15 protein-coding genes are annotated in these 12,664 nt (G+C 60.6%); 4 read left to right on the top strand and 11 right to left on the bottom strand.

Translation table 11 applies throughout. The features are described 5' to 3' along the window. Nucleotides 1-14: 14 nt before the first annotated feature. From ACW9UQ_RS02655 to ftsY, 3 genes are read right to left on the bottom strand one after another with little or no spacing between them, the layout of a single operon-like run. Nucleotides 15-917 (bottom strand): EamA family transporter, encoded by a 903-nt coding sequence (locus tag ACW9UQ_RS02655; RefSeq protein WP_458929444.1) that lies wholly within the window; start codon nt 915-917, stop codon nt 15-17. Continuing rightward, complete coding sequence (locus tag ACW9UQ_RS02650) at nt 917-1,864, bottom strand: hypothetical protein (RefSeq protein WP_458929443.1); 948 nt, start codon at nt 1,862-1,864, stop codon at nt 917-919. The genes ACW9UQ_RS02655 and ACW9UQ_RS02650 overlap by 1 nt, the downstream gene beginning before the upstream one ends. A gap of 1 nt (nt 1,865) precedes the next feature. Then, nucleotides 1,866-2,855 carry a signal recognition particle-docking protein FtsY gene (gene ftsY / locus ACW9UQ_RS02645; protein ID WP_458929442.1) on the bottom strand — a complete coding sequence of 330 codons (990 nt, stop codon included), beginning with the start codon at nt 2,853-2,855 and terminating at the stop codon, nt 1,866-1,868. A gap of 126 nt (nt 2,856-2,981) precedes the next feature. On the opposite strand from ftsY, the gene ACW9UQ_RS02640 reads away from it, so the two are divergent. After that, entirely contained in the window at nt 2,982-3,596 is a 615-nt protein-coding gene (locus ACW9UQ_RS02640) for a thiamine phosphate synthase (protein WP_458929441.1), read from the top strand. Between the two features lie 97 nt (nt 3,597-3,693). Here ACW9UQ_RS02640 and ACW9UQ_RS02635 read toward each other — a convergent pair whose 3' ends face one another. The 3 genes from ACW9UQ_RS02635 to ACW9UQ_RS02625 all read right to left on the bottom strand — a co-directional run bounded on the left by ACW9UQ_RS02635 (nt 3,694) and on the right by ACW9UQ_RS02625 (nt 5,754). Further along, nucleotides 3,694-4,515, bottom strand: coding sequence for a lysophospholipid acyltransferase family protein (locus ACW9UQ_RS02635; RefSeq protein ID WP_458929440.1), 822 nt, complete (start codon nt 4,513-4,515; stop codon nt 3,694-3,696). Between the two features lies 1 nt (nt 4,516). Beyond that, on the bottom strand, nt 4,517-5,290 hold the full coding sequence (gene olsB, locus ACW9UQ_RS02630) for an L-ornithine N(alpha)-acyltransferase (protein ID WP_458929439.1): 774 nt from the start codon (nt 5,288-5,290) through the stop codon (nt 4,517-4,519). Between the two features lie 287 nt (nt 5,291-5,577). After that, nucleotides 5,578-5,754, bottom strand: a complete 177-nt coding sequence (locus ACW9UQ_RS02625) for a DUF3553 domain-containing protein (protein WP_458929438.1) — start codon at nt 5,752-5,754, stop codon at nt 5,578-5,580. Nucleotides 5,755-5,789: 35 nt separating this feature from the next. Between ACW9UQ_RS02625 and ACW9UQ_RS02620 the strand changes: the two genes are divergently transcribed. Beyond that, nucleotides 5,790-6,398 (top strand): histidine phosphotransferase family protein, encoded by a 609-nt coding sequence (locus ACW9UQ_RS02620; protein WP_458929437.1) that lies wholly within the window; start codon nt 5,790-5,792, stop codon nt 6,396-6,398. Here the strand turns inward: ACW9UQ_RS02620 and ACW9UQ_RS02615 are convergent. From ACW9UQ_RS02615 to ACW9UQ_RS02605, 3 genes are read right to left on the bottom strand one after another with little or no spacing between them, the layout of a single operon-like run. Further along, nucleotides 6,382-6,921, bottom strand: coding sequence for a gamma carbonic anhydrase family protein (locus ACW9UQ_RS02615; RefSeq protein ID WP_458929436.1), 540 nt, complete (start codon nt 6,919-6,921; stop codon nt 6,382-6,384). The genes ACW9UQ_RS02620 and ACW9UQ_RS02615 overlap by 17 nt on opposite strands. Beyond that, a complete protein-coding gene (gene gmk / locus ACW9UQ_RS02610) occupies nt 6,918-7,559 on the bottom strand; it encodes a guanylate kinase (protein WP_458929502.1) in 642 nt (213 codons plus the stop codon). Before gmk ends, ACW9UQ_RS02615 begins: the two co-directional genes overlap by 4 nt. A 10-nt stretch (nt 7,560-7,569) precedes the next feature. Continuing rightward, nucleotides 7,570-8,463, bottom strand: a complete 894-nt coding sequence (locus tag ACW9UQ_RS02605) for a YicC/YloC family endoribonuclease (protein WP_458929435.1) — start codon at nt 8,461-8,463, stop codon at nt 7,570-7,572. Nucleotides 8,464-8,595: 132 nt separating this feature from the next. Between ACW9UQ_RS02605 and ACW9UQ_RS02600 the strand changes: the two genes are divergently transcribed. Further along, a complete protein-coding gene (locus tag ACW9UQ_RS02600) occupies nt 8,596-9,264 on the top strand; it encodes a PAS domain-containing protein (protein ID WP_458929434.1) in 669 nt (222 codons plus the stop codon). Between the two features lie 33 nt (nt 9,265-9,297). On the opposite strand, the gene serB is transcribed toward ACW9UQ_RS02600, so the two are convergent. After that, on the bottom strand, nt 9,298-10,131 hold the full coding sequence (gene serB, locus ACW9UQ_RS02595; protein ID WP_458929433.1) for a phosphoserine phosphatase SerB: 834 nt from the start codon (nt 10,129-10,131) through the stop codon (nt 9,298-9,300). A gap of 3 nt (nt 10,132-10,134) precedes the next feature. After that, nucleotides 10,135-11,514 carry a class II 3-deoxy-7-phosphoheptulonate synthase gene (locus ACW9UQ_RS02590; protein WP_458929432.1) on the bottom strand — a complete coding sequence of 460 codons (1,380 nt, stop codon included), beginning with the start codon at nt 11,512-11,514 and terminating at the stop codon, nt 10,135-10,137. A gap of 153 nt (nt 11,515-11,667) precedes the next feature. Here ACW9UQ_RS02590 and ACW9UQ_RS02585 point away from each other — a divergent pair, with 153 nt between their 5' ends. Continuing rightward, on the top strand, nt 11,668-12,642 hold the full coding sequence (locus tag ACW9UQ_RS02585) for a GlxA family transcriptional regulator (RefSeq protein WP_458929431.1): 975 nt from the start codon (nt 11,668-11,670) through the stop codon (nt 12,640-12,642). Nucleotides 12,643-12,664 lie beyond the last annotated feature (22 nt).

Below are 12,664 nucleotides of genomic sequence, written 5' to 3'. Positions count from 1 at the left end.
ATGACGTAATGCTTTCAGCCCCCGAATTCCACCACCACTGCGCCCAAGGCGATCACAACCATCAGCGCCGCGCGGGTCACACCCACATGTTCCTTCAAAAACACGCCGCCGATGATTGCCGCAAACACGACCGAGGTTTCGCGCAGCACCGCAGCCTCCCCCACCTTATCAAGGCGTGTGGCCAGCATGACACCGCCAAATGACAGAAAGGCGATCATGCCCCCGATTACGCCGCGCAGCATCAGCGGCGGCAGCGCCGGTGGGTTGTCCATCCTGCGCAGGCGGTAAAGCCCGATCAGGGGGAAATCAAGGGCAGTTAGTAAGAAGAACCAGGCCAGAAAGGTGAAGGGGTCGGGCGTCGCGCGGATCGCATAGGCATCATAGATGGTATAAAGCGCCACAGTCAGACCACCAATCAGCGCCAGGGTCAGGCCGATTTTCAACCCGGCCCGGTCGACGCGCGCACCATGCAGATTGACCCAGGCCAGCGCCAGAATACCCCCTGACAACAGGGCCACCCCGAACCATTGCATCAAAGCGAAGTGCTCCTGAAATACGAGGGCCGCAAAGGCCACGGTGGCCAGCGGCCCGGTGCCGCGCACAACCGGGTAAACCACGGTATAGGCAGCGCGGCTGTAAGCCGCCGCCATCAGAACCTTGTAAATGAAGTGGATCACAACCGCCCCGGCCAGAAAGGCCCATTCAACACCGCGTGGCCATGGCACCAGAAACAGCGCCATTGGCAAAGCCATGACAGCAATCCAAAGGTCGATAGAGCCGCGCGTCAGCCACGGATCATGCCGCCCCTTCTGCAACGCGCCAAAGACTGCATGGGCAACGGCCGACATCAATGCCAGCCCCATCGCCAGATGGCGCCCGGCCTCCGTCCCCTCGACAGAGGCGATCCAGTCCCCCATCAATCCAGCGGCTTGCGGTCGTAGAACGCGTCAATCTTCAGATTAGTGGGCAGTCCCTCCAGCGGATTGGCAAGCGGAGGGTTCATTAGAAGACCCTCGACCTCATCCACCTTTAACCCGCCATCAAAGACAGCTTTGAGGACCAGTTTGCCATTGGGGTTGGGGATATCTGCGATGACATTTGACAAGGAAGCGCGTGCGCCGCTTTCAAACACCCGCTCGGGAACCAGTGCGAGACCAGCCGTTGCTGCTTTTTGCACGAACTCCCCGACTTTTTCGGGGGTTTCGAAATCCTGATACAGCGCGGTCATGATCTGCGGCAGGATCAGGCCTTCGAACACGGCACCACTGGTGTTCTGGACGGTCAGCGCCACTTCGTTGATACGCATCTGTGCAGCCAAAGGCAGCGGGGTGTTGACCTTCGACGGATCGACGCCATCAACATCCAGGGCCAGCCAGATATAATCTCCACTGGCGAATTTTGCCTCGGCACCGTCGATCTTGAAGTTCTTGGTTTCAGCATCCCAGAGCGTTCTCAGGCGCAGGTCGATCCAATTGCGCTTGGACTGGGCGCGCAGCATGTAATCGAAACCGGCCTGCGAGGTGCTGGGGATCATCCGTAGACGTTCGATCTCCATTTCAAATTCAGACGGAAGGCTGAAATCGGTTGTTCCAGGCTCTGCCATCAGGCTTTGCAGACCGGCCCCGCGCAGGCGGACCTCGTCGATCGTGTAGACCATGCTCGCGTGACGCGATTGATTGGTTTCGATACCTGAATAGACACACCAGCCCTGACGCACAGAGCTGCGGATATTGGCGATCTGAACGCCGACCTCATTCAGCATCGGGCGGGTCAGTTCCAGAAACTCGCCACAGGTCGATTGGCGCAATCCCTGCGCCTGAGCGCCGCCAGCAAGCAGAAGCGCTGCTAAAAGAAGATATCGCATTTCAGTCCTCCAACTGGCCCGTCAATGCGCGGGCGAAATCCTGTGGGTCAAAGGGTGACAGATCGTCAATGCCTTCGCCAACCCCGATTGCATGAATTGGCAGGCCGAATTTGTCGGCCAGCGCCACAAGCACGCCGCCCTTGGCGGTGCCGTCCAGTTTGGTCATTACCAGACCGGTCACGTCTGCCACCTCGCGGAAGATGCGCACTTGTTCCAGGGCGTTCTGGCCGGTTGTCGCATCCAGCACCAGCAGGGTGTTATGCGGTGCATCGGGGTCTTTTTTGCGGATCACCCGGACGATCTTGGCCAGTTCCTCCATCAGATCGCTGCGGTTCTGCAAGCGGCCAGCGGTGTCGATCATCAGAAGGTCCGCGCCGTCTGCCTCGGCCCGGGTCATGGCGTCAAAGACCAGCGAGGCGGGGTCTGACCCCTGCCCGGCGGTCATCACCGGCACACCAGCGCGCTCCCCCCAAACCTGAAGTTGTTCGACGGCGGCGGCGCGGAACGTATCACCTGCTGCGATCACCACAGATTTGCCCGCCGCCTTGAACTGGCTGGCAAGCTTGCCGATTGTCGTGGTTTTGCCGGACCCGTTGACGCCCACCACCAATACCACTTGCGGGCGTTTGGGGTAAAGCGGCATCGGTTTGGCAACCGGGTCGATCAGGGCAGTAACTTCTGCTGCCAGAAGGTCTTTGATCTCTGCCACGCCCAGTTTGCGGCCAAAGCGCCCCTCGGCCATGTTGGCAGCGACTTTCAGTGCGGTTTCCACACCCATATCGGCCTGAATCAGGACCTCTTCCAGCTGTTCCAGCATGGCATCATCCAGCACCCGGCGCGGTCCGGCATCGCGGCCCATCAGCCGGCCAACAAGGCCCGGTGTCGGATCGGGCGTAGCATCGCCCCCGTCTTCGACCAAGGCTTCCAGCCCTTCCTCCAGCTTTGAGGAAGACTTGAACAACCGCTCTTTCAGCTTGTTAAAAAACGCCATGCAACCAGCCCTTGGACACTCTTTCATCTGACCTAGTATGCCGCGCAACAATATGCAAAGCGAAAGCCGTGGCTGGACGACGGGCGGATGGCTGGATAGAAGGTCTGGAAATCTGACGAGGGGCCGATGGCCGAACAGCCGCAAATTTACCTGTCCACACCGCCATCTATTGAGTTGGCACGTCTGGCCGATTTGTTGCCGCGCCTGCTGGATGCAGCGCCCGTTGCCTGCCTGCGGCTGACATTGGCCACGCGGGATCAGGATCAAGTGGCCCGCGCCGCCGATACGATGCGCGATATCGCCCATGCCCGTGATATTCCTATTGTTATCGACAGCCATTATCGCCTTGTCGGCCCGCTGGGGCTGGATGGCGTGCATCTGCAGGATGGGGCCAAGCACATCCGCGAGGCGCGCAAGGAACTGGATAAAGAGGCGATCGTTGGCGCGTTTTGCGGGGCGTCGCGTCACGATGGGATGACCGCCGGAGAGATCGGGGCGGATTATGTCTCGTTCGGGCCGGTCGGGGCGTCTGATCTTTTGGGTGACGGACAAACGGCTGACCCGGATCTGTTCCGCTGGTGGAGCCAGATGATCGAACTGCCGGTTGTGGCCGAAGGTGATCTGACGCCGGATCAGTTGCGCCAGCTTGCGCCGGTGGCTGATTTTATCGGCCTGTCCTCCGAGATTTGGGGGGCGGAGGACCCGGTTGCCGCGCTGCGCGACTATCACGCGTTGCTTTGAGCAATTTGGAGTTCGTAAGAACCACCTGACACCAGAAAGCGCGTGCGACCGCTTGGAGCGGACGCGTTTATCTGTTTACCACGAAATGCGACCTGGTTTAATCGCCGCTCTGCGCCGTAAAGCCTTGCCGCACTGCGGTTTCCGACGCCCGCGCCAGGGCCTTGCGATCATCGAACTCCGCAGCCTGCAGGGGCGAATGAAACACAACCTCGACCTCGCTGCCATAGGACATGGCAAGAACCGCCAGCGCATGGGGGCCCAATGGCATCTCACCCCACCAACCGAAGAAGGAACGGGGCAGACCGGCGCGGGGGTGATAGATGATGCTGACCGGCTGCACGCGCAGTTCTGACTTCAGTTCTGGCGTTAAAAAAACGCTGAAAAGCGTTGATTTGAAATCAATAACCCTTAAGCCATCCGTGCTGGTGCCTTCAGGGAAAAAGCACAATCGCTGCCCCGCATGTAGCCGGTCGAGCAATTGCTGCCCGTGCTTCACTGCCCCGGACCGCCGCCGGTCGATAAAGACCGGGTCGATCTGACGGGCAAGGATGCCCACAACCGGCCATTTCGCCACCTCCGCCTTAGAGACGAAGTGCACCCTGTCCGCGGCCAGCAACGTAAAGATATCGACCCAGCTGCAGTGATTTGCCACCAGCGCGCCGCCCCCCTGCATCGGCGTGCCGACACGCCGGAGGCGCAAACCACAGAGCCAAAGGCAGATTTTGCCCCAGAACCGAATGATGCTCTGCGCCACGCCAAGGGGCCACAGCTTTTCGATCAGGTTGAACAGAATGACAAAGATGATCAGGCCATAGGTCAGGACAACGAATGTCAGCCCGCGCAGCGCTGCCAGCCCCCATTGCCACCATCTGATCGGCGGCAAAACCGGCGGATCACCTCCGTCCCAGGTCGGCGTCATCTTAATCCGCCTGCTTGGAGTAGTAGTCCAGATAGCGCGAGACCATGCGCGTTGTGTCCATCAGAAGACATACGTCTATCGTGTTGAAATCATGATCAATATAAGCGTCCTGACCGACAAATCCGCCGAGCCGGAGATAGGCTTTGATCAGGCTGGGGATCTGTTTCATCGCCGTTGGATTGTCGATCTGATCGACCGGCAAACGATCCATAGATACCGCCAGATCGCCCAAGGCCCGCACCCGAAGGTCGGCCGGTGCCAGATGGTTGTGGTGCAGATAGCTGAGCGCCTGGCTGATTGCGTCTGGATCGGTGCCGTGGAAGGAAGCAACGCCGAACATCACCTCGATCTTACGCTTCAGCACATATTCGGCAAGCCCGTTCCACAAAAGATGCATTGCCGCCCCCCGGCGATGTTCCTCAGCGATACAGGAGCGCCCCAATTCCACAGAGTTCCGGCCAAGATTTTCGATCAGGCTCAGATCGTATTCCGATGTGCCGTAAAAGCCGAAATGCGCCTTCGCCTTGGCATCGGGCAGCAGCCGATACGCGCCAACAACCCGGTCCAACGGGTCATCAATATCCTTGTTGATCAGAATAAGGTGATCAAAGACCGCATCAAAGCGGTCCTTTTCCAGCCGCGCGTCGTGATCTGCTTCGGCCGCCTTTGCCCCCATTTCCTCGACAAAGATCTTGTAGCGAAGCCGTTGCGCGCCGCGTACCTCTTCCTCGGAGGTGGCAAGCCGTACAGACAGACGGCTTTTGTCATACTTCATACGGGTGACATCCCCAGATGCTTGTCAGGCGGTGATAGGCAAATCGGGGGCGCGGCGCAACTGGGCAATAGCTGAGACCAGATAAAAGATCGCAGAGGGTTGCATGCCTGTCGGTGCAGGGCTTAGCTTTGGGTGAATTAAAGCGTTTCGAGTTTACCTTGAGACATCACATAAAATCGAAACGCGTACACCATATAGGCTTATCACTGCGTTTCAGGATAATCTTTTGTCTCAGGTTTATCCCGAAACGCTTTAGGACTTCATTAACCAGCGCTTGGGATAGTGGTTTAGCCGGGGGGTGGTTCGGGCAGCAGGCTGATCTGTTTGCCGTCGATAACCACTTTTCCGGCATGTTCGAAATTCACGGTGATCCGGTCGCCGATCACCGATTGTACCTGACCCAGCCCCCAATCGGGCTGATCCGGATGGGCGACAAAGGACCCAGGTTCGAGGAAAGCATGCATATCACAACCCTACCGCCATCACGCGAGGCAACGCAATGAGCCGCGATCTGACAGCGCTGGTCAGTTCGCGCATTTGCCATGATCTGATTTCTCCGATCGGAGCGATCTCGAACGGGGTCGAGTTGATGACGGAACTGGGCGGCGGGGCGACGCCGGAACTGGGTCTGATTGCCGATAGTGTGGACAGCGCGGCGGGCAAAGTGCGGTTTTTCCGCATCGCCTTTGGGGCAGCCCAGACCAGGGCGGAGGTCGCGGTGGAGGAGTTGCGTCAGGTGATCGGCGCGATGTTCAACGGGCGCAATCAGGCAATGTTGCAAGCCGATCAGACAAATCTGCCGCGTCAGACCGCCAAGCTGCTGCTGCTGGCGCTGCTTTGTGTGGAAAAGACGCTGCCGCTGGGTGGACGGATCACGGCGCATGCCGGAGCGGACGGTTTCCGAATTGATATCACGGCTGAGCGGTTCAATCCGATCCCCGAAAAATGGGCCTTGCTGCGCGGTGGCCCGGACGAAGGGGTCACGGCCGCAGATGTTCAATTCCTGCTGCTACGCGACGAATTGGCCGGTGGCGGCACGATACTGGAGCATCAGTTTGGCGATGGCAGCGCCAGCCTGTCGGTGAGTGGCCTCAGGCCCGCAACATGACCGGTTTCAGCCCCATGCGATAGCTGCGCATGCGCTCCTGATAATGCGCGGCAGAGGCGCGCAGCATGGCTTTGCCAGCCTCGTCCACCTCGCGCACGACTTTGCCCGGCGCGCCCATCACCAGCGATCCGGGCGGGATTTCCTTACCCTCAGTAATCAGCGCCCCGGCGCCGATCAGGCAACCGGCACCGATTTTCGCCCCATTGAGCACTGTTGCCCCCATCCCAATCAGCGCGCCATCCCCAATCGTGCAGCCATGCAGCAAGGCCTTGTGACCGATGGTGCAATCCGTGCCGATGCTTAAGGGAAAACCCGGGTCGGTATGGCATACGCAGCCATCCTGCACATTCGATCCCTGACCAACGCTGATCAGTTCATTATCGCCGCGCAGCACGGCGTTGAACCAAACGGAACTGCCGGTTTCCAGCCGGATATTGCCAATCAGGACGGCGCCGGGGGCGATGAAAACATCGCCATCTTCGGGTAAATGCGGGGCTATGCCGTTCAATTCATAAAGGCTCATCCGATCACCTTGGTAAATTCGTCGTTCAGGGTCTGCACATGCGCCAGAAGGCCCGGGCGGCGGTCGCGTTTCAGGCGTTCGGCGGTGATGATGGCGCGCAGTTCGGCCTCACAGGTTTCGATATCCTCGTTGACCAGAACATAGTCGTATTCCGCCCAATGGCTGATCTCGTCCCGCGACCGCTGCATCCGGCCCGCAATCACTTCATCACTGTCCTGCGCCCTGCCCCGCAGCCGCTGCGCCAGCGCGGCGATGGACGGCGGCAGGATAAACACCGACACCACGGCGTCGCGCAGGTCTGAGTTGCGGATCTGCTGGCCGCCCTGCCAGTCCACGTCAAAGACGATATCGCGCCCGGCCTTCACCGCGGCCTCAACCGGGCCGCGCGGGGTGCCGTAGAGATTGCCGAACACTTCGGCATGTTCCAGCATTTCACCCGATGCCACCATGGCGCGGAACTGGTCCTGCGTGCGGAAATAGTAATGCTCGCCCTCCACCTCGCCAGGACGGGGCGGGCGGGTGGTGGCGGATATGGAAAAGCTGACGGCCGGGTCGCTGGCCAGCAGACGTTGCGACAGGGTGGATTTGCCTGCGCCCGAGGGCGAGGACAGCATGATCAACAGGCCGTTGCGTCGGATTTCGGTCATATCACTCGATATTCTGGCATTGCTCACGCATCTGGTCGATGGTGACTTTCATCTCAAGCCCGGTCGCCGTCAATTCCGGATCACCGGATTTCGAGCAGAGCGTGTTGGCCTCGCGGTTGAATTCTTGCATCAGGAAATCCAGTTTGCGCCCGATGGGCCCGGCATCGGCCAACAAGCTGCGGGCCGCGTCAACATGGGTTTTCAGACGGTCGAGTTCCTCGGTCACATCTGCCTTGACGGCAATCAGGGCAAGCTCCTGCGCCAACCGGTCCTGATCGACCCGGTCGGTGGTGTCCAGCAGGGCCGCGACCCGGGCTTTCAGCGTCGCGCCGCTTTGGGCTGCACGCGCGTCGGCAGATTTGGTGGCTTGTCCGATCAATTCGGCGACATGATCGACCTGCCCTGACAGAACCTGACCAATGGCCTTTCCCTCGGCCTGACGAGCCGTAACCAGGGCATCGAGCAGCGGGGCAATCTCGGCCTTTACCGCGTCTTTGCAGGCCGCCAGGCGCTGCGTGTTGCGGCTTTGGTCCATGACGCCGCGCATGGTCAGAATGCTCGCGGCCTGCGTCGGGGCCAGGGACAGGCCCGCCGCCTGCGCCGCAGCCTCGACCTGTTGCAGCCCGGCGAGGGCGGCGTTCAGCGCCTCGGTGTTCACCGCCGCCTCTGAGGCGGTTTCGCGCAGATTGATCCGCAGGGACACGGTGACCGCGCCGCGTTTCAGCCTGGCCGCGATCTGTTTGCGCAGGTCCGGCTCCAGCCCCTCCAGCCCTTCGGGCAGGCGCAGGCGGATATCCAGACCCCGGGAATTGACGCTGCGCGCCTCCCAGACCCATTCAGCCTCGTCTGCGGTGCCCGGTCGCGTCGCAAAGCCGGTCATCGAACTTAGTGTCATATCTGCCCCCTGCCGCAGCCTTTTATTGTTAGGATTCTATTTACGTTAATCATTTCCTACCAAATGCAGGGACTTCTGTGTAGAAATCGATTAGGTTCTCCATGTCGCATGGATGCGCGGTGGAGAGGGAATATGGTGCTGAGACCGAAGATGACGTCAGACATTCTGCAGAACCTGCGGAGTTACTGGGACAGCCTGCGTGACGGGCGGCTGGCGCCTTTTCGGGCAGAACTGGACCCGCGTCAATTCGAAGATGCGCTTGAGAATATGTTCATCCTTGAGCAGTTGAACCCAACGCAATTGCGGGTCCGTCTGGCTGGCATGGCGCTGTGCGAGATGATGGGGATGGAGGTGCGCGGCATGCCGCCCGAGGCGATGATGGCCGCCGATAACCGCGAGGCGTTCAGCCAGCATCTGAACACGGTTCTCAACACGCCTGCGGTGATGGAACTGCAATTGACCGCCACTGGCGGCGATGGCCAGCAGACCAATGCGACCATGCTGCTATTGCCGCTGCGCAGTGATTTTGGCGAAGTGACTCGGGTGCTGGGCTGTGTCGTGACCGAAGAGCGGATCGCCGCTGCGCCTGTGCATTTTGCGATCCAGTCCGTTGATCAGACCGTAGTGCGCGATGTCACGGCCGAGCCGCCTGCGGCCGTTCCCGGCTTTGCCGAAGACAGCGCGCCTTTCCGTCACCCGGACAGCGCGCCGACATTGCGGTCCGTTCAGGGCAACAGCGACGAGAGCCGTCGCAGTGAACCGCGCCGGGGCCATCTGCGGATCATTGTTGATAACGACTGATATCCGGGCTGGCCTGGGCCATCCGAGCAAACGCTAAAGGCTGAGGCCCTGCAAGGCCAGCAACGCGGTCAAGTCAGAGTGATCCAACACCGCATCCGCTGCGGCGCGCAACGCGGGTTTCGCGTGAAAGGCAACGCCAAGACCCGCCATCTCGATCATGTCGAGGTCATTGGCCCCATCCCCTACCGCAATCACCTGGTCCGGTGTGATCCCGCGTTCCGCGCATAGGGCCTGCAACGCCTCGGCCTTGGCGGCGCATCCCAGGATCGGGCGCAGGACCTTGCCGGTCAGGGTGCCATCCGCCACCTCAAGCCGGTTGGCATTGTTAAAGCGGAACCCTGCAGCGGCGGCGACGCGTTCGGTAAAGAAAGTAAACCCGCCCGAGACCAGCGCGGTCATCGCGCCTGCCTTGTTCATATGCCCAACCAGATCGGCGGCACCGGGGTTCAAGCTGACCCGGCTGTCATAGCAGTCCTGCAAGGCAGACACCGGCAGACCGGCAAGCAAATTGACACGCGCGTCGATAGCTGCCTCGAAATCCAGTTCGCCTTGCATTGCGCGTTCGGTGATCTCGGCAACCTGCGGTTTTACCCCGGCGAAATCGGCGAGTTCGTCGATACATTCCACCGGGATAATGGTGCTGTCCATATCGGCAATCAGCATGGCCTTTTGCCGTCCGCTGGCCGGGACAATGTTCAGATCCACCGGCGCGCCGCCCAGATCAATCTGGGGGGCAGGTCCGTCGAAAGGAATGTCGACAGCATTGGGCGACAAGCGTCGGGGCTGCGCGCGCAAACGCGCGGCCACCTGCCCCGCCAGTGCATCGCTGACCCCGGCACGGGCAGTCAGAACGGCGAAATTCTGCATGGGTCAGCCCGTGATGGCCTGCTGCTGCGCCTGCCGCCGGTTGTCCAGTTCCTCGGCCACCAGAAACGCCAGTTCCAGCGATTGGGAGGCATTCAGGCGCGGATCGCAGGCGGTGTGATAGCGGTCCGAGAGGTCCTCATCCGTCACAGCGCGCACGCCGCCGGTGCATTCGGTGACGTCCTTGCCAGTCATCTCGAAATGGACACCACCGGGATGGGTGCCTTCGGCGGCATGGATGGCGAAGAATTCCCGCACCTCGCCCAGCACGCGCTCAAAAGGCCGGGTCTTGTAGCCGGTGTCGGATTTGATGGTGTTGCCATGCATCGGATCGCAGGACCAGACCACCTTGCGCCCTTCGCGTTCGACCGCCTGGATCAGCTTGGGCAGGTGATCGCCGACCTTGCCTGCGCCAAAGCGGTTGATCAAGGTCAGACGGCCCGGCACGTTGTCGGGGTTCAGCGCATCGATCATCTGCAGCAGATCATCGGTGCTGATGGAGGGGCCGCATTTCAGGCCAATCGGGTTTTGCACGCCGCGGCAGAACTCCACATGCGCGCCATCTGGCTGCCGGGTGCGGTCGCCGATCCAGATCATATGGCCAGAGCCAGCCACCGGCAGGCCAGAGGTGGAATCGATCCGGCACAGCGCCTCTTCGTATTCCAGCAGCAATGCTTCGTGGCTGGTATAGAAATCCACCCGGTGCAGCGTATCGGCGGTGGCGCTGTTCACACCAGCGGCATCCATGAATTCCAGGCTTTCCGAGATGCGGTTGGCCAGCTGCTGATACCGCTCATAACCGGGCGCGCTGCGGGTCGATTCCTGTGTCCAGGAATGCACCCGCGTGATATCGGCAAACCCGCCCTGGCTAAAGGCACGCAGCAGGTTCAGGGATGCGGCGGCCTGGGTGTAGGCCTGCAGCATATTGGCCGGGTTCGGGGTACGCGCCTCGGGCGTGAAGGCCAGTTCGTTGATGATATCACCGCGATAAGACGGCAGTTCGACGCCATCCTTCACCTCAGTCGGAGCAGAGCGCGGTTTGGCGAACTGTCCGGCCATCCGGCCGATCTTGACCACCGGCAGCTTGGCCCCAAAGGTCAGCACAACGGCCATCTGCAACATAACCTTGTAGGTGTCACGGATCAGATCGGCGCTGAATTCATCAAAGCTTTCGGCACAATCCCCGCCCTGAAGCAGGAACGCCCTGCCCTCGGCAACCTCGCCCAGTTGCAGTGTCAGACGGCGCGCCTCACCAGCGAAAACCAGTGGCGGATAGCTGGACAGCTTTTGTTCAGCCGCAGCCAGGGCGGCAGGATCGGTATAATCCGGCATCTGGATGCGCGGTTTGTTGCGCCAGTCTGACTTGTTCCATGCTGCACCGGTCATCGGACTCTCCTTGCCGCGTATTCTTGTTTGCAAGGCCGCTGTATACGCGGCTTTGCCAGGCTTGGCCAGAAAGGACGCGCCGGGTGGCAAGCTTTTGGGCTTGACCTGACGTCGCAGGCGAAATCTGATCAAGATATTGCTCAGGATCACAGGATGCCGGACCGCGACCCGCCGAAAGATACTCAGAAATTCGCGTTCCTTTTGCTGGATCGCTTTACGCTGCTGGCCTTTGCCAGCGCGGTAGAGCCCCTGCGTCTGGCCAATCTGATCGCCGAAGCCCCGCTATTTTCCTGGCGCGTGCTTGCTACGGATGACAACACCGTCTCGTGTTCCGGTGGCTTTCCCATGCAAGTCGATGGCGGGTTGGAGGAGCTGGACCGCGACGCAACGCTGATCGTGGTTGGCGGGGCCAATGTCATGGCGGCAACAACACAACCGGTGCTGAACTGGCTGCGGCGCGAGGCCCGGCGCGTCCGCACGGTCGGTGCCGTTTGTACGGGGACTTATGTTTTGGCCCGCTCAGGACTTTTGAACGGGCGGCGGGCAACGATCCATTGGGACAATCGAGACAGCTTTATTGAAGAGTTTCCCGATATCGACCTTAGCGAAAGCATTTATGTCATTGATGGAAATCGCATAACGGCCTCGGGTGGCACGGCGCCGTCGGACCTGATGCTGCGTCTGGTTGCGGAAAGTCACGGCTCTGCGTTGGCCAATGAGGTGGCGGATCAGATGATCCACACCTCTATCCGGACCGAGCGCGATGGCCAGCGCCTGTCGATCCCCACCCGGATCGGTGTGCGCCATCCCAAGCTGGCTGCCGTGATCCAGCGGATGGAGGCCAATATCGAGGAACCGATCTCCCCTTCGGTTCTGGCCAGCGACGTGAGCATGTCAACGCGCCAGTTGGAGCGTTTGTTCCGGCGGTACCTGTCCCGTTCGCCCAAACGGTATTACATGGAACTGCGCCTGAACCGGGCGCGCAATCTGCTGATGCAGACGGATATGAGCGTGATCAACGTGGCGCTGGCCTGCGGCTTTGCCTCGCCCTCGCATTTCTCCAAATGCTACCGTGGGCAATTCGGCACGACCCCATATCGGGAACGCGGCACCCGCGAGGCGGGATAGCGCATGGACGGGACTGCCCGGG

Source organism: Halovulum sp. GXIMD14793, assembly GCF_054457435.1.
Note: the sequence above shows the minus strand (reverse complement) of the source record. Positions and strands in the feature narration are given on the sequence as shown.

Bases quoted from the DNA above. Each gene is read 5' to 3' on its own strand.
- ACW9UQ_RS02655 (WP_458929444.1), bottom strand. From the start codon at position 917: ATGGGGGACTGGATCGCCTCTGTCGAGGGGACGGAGGCCGGGCGCCAT.
- ACW9UQ_RS02650 (WP_458929443.1), bottom strand. From the start codon at position 1,864: ATGCGATATCTTCTTTTAGCAGCGCTTCTGCTTGCTGGCGGCGCTCAG.
- ftsY (WP_458929442.1), bottom strand. From the start codon at position 2,855: ATGGCGTTTTTTAACAAGCTGAAAGAGCGGTTGTTCAAGTCTTCCTCA.
- ACW9UQ_RS02640 (WP_458929441.1), top strand. From the start codon at position 2,982: ATGGCCGAACAGCCGCAAATTTACCTGTCCACACCGCCATCTATTGAG.
- ACW9UQ_RS02635 (WP_458929440.1), bottom strand. From the start codon at position 4,515: ATGACGCCGACCTGGGACGGAGGTGATCCGCCGGTTTTGCCGCCGATC.
- olsB (WP_458929439.1), bottom strand. From the start codon at position 5,290: ATGAAGTATGACAAAAGCCGTCTGTCTGTACGGCTTGCCACCTCCGAG.
- ACW9UQ_RS02625 (WP_458929438.1), bottom strand. From the start codon at position 5,754: ATGCATGCTTTCCTCGAACCTGGGTCCTTTGTCGCCCATCCGGATCAG.
- ACW9UQ_RS02620 (WP_458929437.1), top strand. From the start codon at position 5,790: ATGAGCCGCGATCTGACAGCGCTGGTCAGTTCGCGCATTTGCCATGAT.
- ACW9UQ_RS02615 (WP_458929436.1), bottom strand. From the start codon at position 6,921: ATGAGCCTTTATGAATTGAACGGCATAGCCCCGCATTTACCCGAAGAT.
- ACW9UQ_RS02605 (WP_458929435.1), bottom strand. From the start codon at position 8,463: ATGACACTAAGTTCGATGACCGGCTTTGCGACGCGACCGGGCACCGCA.
- ACW9UQ_RS02600 (WP_458929434.1), top strand. From the start codon at position 8,596: ATGGTGCTGAGACCGAAGATGACGTCAGACATTCTGCAGAACCTGCGG.
- serB (WP_458929433.1), bottom strand. From the start codon at position 10,131: ATGCAGAATTTCGCCGTTCTGACTGCCCGTGCCGGGGTCAGCGATGCA.
- ACW9UQ_RS02590 (WP_458929432.1), bottom strand. From the start codon at position 11,514: ATGACCGGTGCAGCATGGAACAAGTCAGACTGGCGCAACAAACCGCGC.
- ACW9UQ_RS02585 (WP_458929431.1), top strand. From the start codon at position 11,668: ATGCCGGACCGCGACCCGCCGAAAGATACTCAGAAATTCGCGTTCCTT.